This window comes from Bradyrhizobium uaiense, assembly GCF_010811875.1.
GTDB classification, from domain to species: Bacteria; Pseudomonadota; Alphaproteobacteria; order Rhizobiales; family Xanthobacteraceae; genus Bradyrhizobium; species Bradyrhizobium uaiense.
This window is the reverse complement of record NZ_VKHP01000759.1, coordinates 1-249: the sequence shown is the minus strand read 5'-3', so window position 1 is coordinate 249 and position 249 is coordinate 1. Positions and strand designations below refer to the sequence as shown.

1 pseudogene is annotated in these 249 nt (G+C 59.8%); it reads left to right on the top strand.

Going from position 1 to position 249, the window contains the following annotated elements:
* A pseudogene (locus tag FNJ47_RS52240) lies at positions 1-249 on the top strand (MFS transporter); the annotation flags it as partial.

Sequence of the window (249 nt, the reverse complement as noted above, 5' to 3'; positions counted from 1 at the left end):
GCGTTGATTGCCATGGCAGGGTTCGTGCTTATTGGATTGGGTGTTTCAAATGTTGTACCCGTACTGTGTCGACGCGCCGGCAAACAGAGAGTGATGCCCGTAGGCGTTGCGATTGCAGTCATCACCACGGCCGGGTATGCGGGTATACTGGTCGGTCCCGCCAGCATCGGGCTCGTCGCACACATGGTCGGCTTGCCGTTGGCGTTCGCGATGTTAGGCGTGCTCATGTGCATCGCGACGCTGTCGGCG